This is a genomic window from Dictyobacter arantiisoli, assembly GCF_008326305.1.
Classification (GTDB): domain Bacteria; phylum Chloroflexota; class Ktedonobacteria; order Ktedonobacterales; family Ktedonobacteraceae; genus Dictyobacter; species Dictyobacter arantiisoli.
Genome location: NZ_BIXY01000211.1, coordinates 1 through 2006, shown reverse-complemented (window position 1 = coordinate 2006; position 2006 = coordinate 1). Strand labels below are relative to the sequence as shown.

The 2006-nt window shown below is 60.0% G+C and carries 1 protein-coding gene; it reads left to right on the top strand.

What is annotated here, in order from left to right:
* Positions 1–1857 (top strand): hypothetical protein (locus tag F1593_RS29175; protein WP_216369023.1); only part of this gene is annotated, 1857 nt, incomplete at its 5' end.
* Between the last annotated feature and the right edge of the window lie 149 nt (positions 1858–2006).

Genomic DNA, 2006 nt, shown 5'->3' with positions numbered 1-2006 from the left:
GTGAGTGCAGAACCCACCCTACTCGCGTTTTACGAGCGGCTGCTGCCGTTTGCATCGGCCTTTATGGCCCTCTTTGGTCGCAGCAAGCTGCCCCATCGCTCCACCTTGAGTCGATATCTTGCTGCGTTGGATCAACCCACCGTCGAAGCGTTGCGTTCACTCTTTCTCGATGATCTGATCAGGCGAACGGCCCAGCCCTTTCCCTCTGGTGGCTTGTGGGATCGGCAGGGTCACCACTGGCTTGTGGCGGATGTCGATGGTACCAAACAAGCTGCCAGACAACGGGCGCTCCCCTCACGTCGCGAGCTTCCTGCGGCACATCGACGCTTTGAGCGGGTCTGTGCTCCTGGCTACCTTGGGCGCAAACGTGGTGAGGTGGCACGCAGCCGAACCACTGTGCTGCAAGCGCACTCCCATCAGTGGCTGGGCACCTTCTCCGGAGCCGGCAATGGGGCGTATCAAGCTGAATTGACACGTGCGTGTGAAACCATCATCAGCTATGCCGGTTGGCTCTGTCTGCCCCTGGATCACATCCTGATTCGTCTGGACGGCTTGTACGGCACGATGGCGGTGCTCGCTCCCCTCCTTTCATCTGGGCTGGGCGTCATCGTGCGCAGCAAAGCATACGGCTTGCTGGATCTGCCTGCCGTGGCGGCCCGTCTCAGGCAACCGCCAGACGCCCAAACGACGCATCCGGAGAGTGGGGCACAGCGAGCTCTCTTTGATTGTCCCTCGCTCACGCTCTGTCCCTCGGGGCCACCGGTTCGCTTGATCGTGGCGACCCATCCCGCCACCTCCATCGCCAAACCACCCATTGGTGTTCTGCGCGATGGAACCGTGTATGAACTGTTTCTCACCACCGCTCCCCAGGCGGCTTTCACCTGCACTGATGTGCTGGATCTCTATCTCCATCGAGGGTCATTTGAGACCGTTCTCTCCGATGAAGACCAAGAACAGTCAACCGATCGGTGGTGTTCTCACTCCGCCTGCGGTCAGGAATTTTGGCAGGTCTTGAACCAATGGCTCTGGAACCTACGCCTGGATTTGGGGCAACATCTCTCGGCTTCTGCTCTGCGTTTGACCGAATTTGCTCCAGCCGTAGAGCCGCCATCAACTCCTCCCAGCCAACCCCCTGGGGAGCCGGTCCCTCATGAACCCCCTGGGGAGCCGCCAGCAGTTCCTGCCAACGCATCGGTTCACTATGGCCCTCCCCACTGGGCGCGCCGATCGTTCACCAAAGGGTTTGCTGGCTCCGATTTTGTGCCGCAACCCGATGGCACCCTGCGCTGCCCGGCGGGCCATCCCCTCACGGTACACGAGCGCAGGCCTGAGCGCCATGGTTCTCTCCGTATCGTCTACGGAGCTCGGATCACCCATTGCCGTCCCTGCCCTCTTCGCGCACAGTGTCTGGAATCCACGACGACGCGGAAGCCACGACAAGTCAGCGCCGTTCTCAGGCCCATTGACGCCTCTCCATCTGCTCCGGTGCCGTCCCCTGCACCACGTGGCGAGGTTCCCATTGAGCACGAAAGAATACCTCTTCTTCCTTCCGCCGCCACGCTTCACCCTGTTCTTTGGGGAGACTGGCCACGCTGTCAGCTTCGTCGGAGCTGGATTCGTTTGCTGCGCACACAAACCGTCGAGCTGACCGTTCGTGATCTTCAAGAAGAAGATCTCTGCGCCAGCCATAATACGGTGCAAACCCGAGCCGAGCGTGCCCATTGGCGGCTCTCGTGGCAGCAACGCCTGGCTCGCAATGCCCGCTCTGCTTCCGCTCCTCCAGTTGAGATTACAATCTATGGGCTTCCTGTTGCTCTCGCTGCGTATGTGGGGGTGAACCAGGTGACCGCTGCGTAAAGATTTCCTGTCCCACGCGCTTGCTTCGCCCGGTTCTCTTCTGCTCCTCGCGGCCTCTTCATTGGCGTCTGTCTCTCTCTGCCTTTCTCTCATCCTTTGTTTCCCGTCCTGAAGGATGGATCTCGGCTTTTTTTATTGCTTCCTTGCTT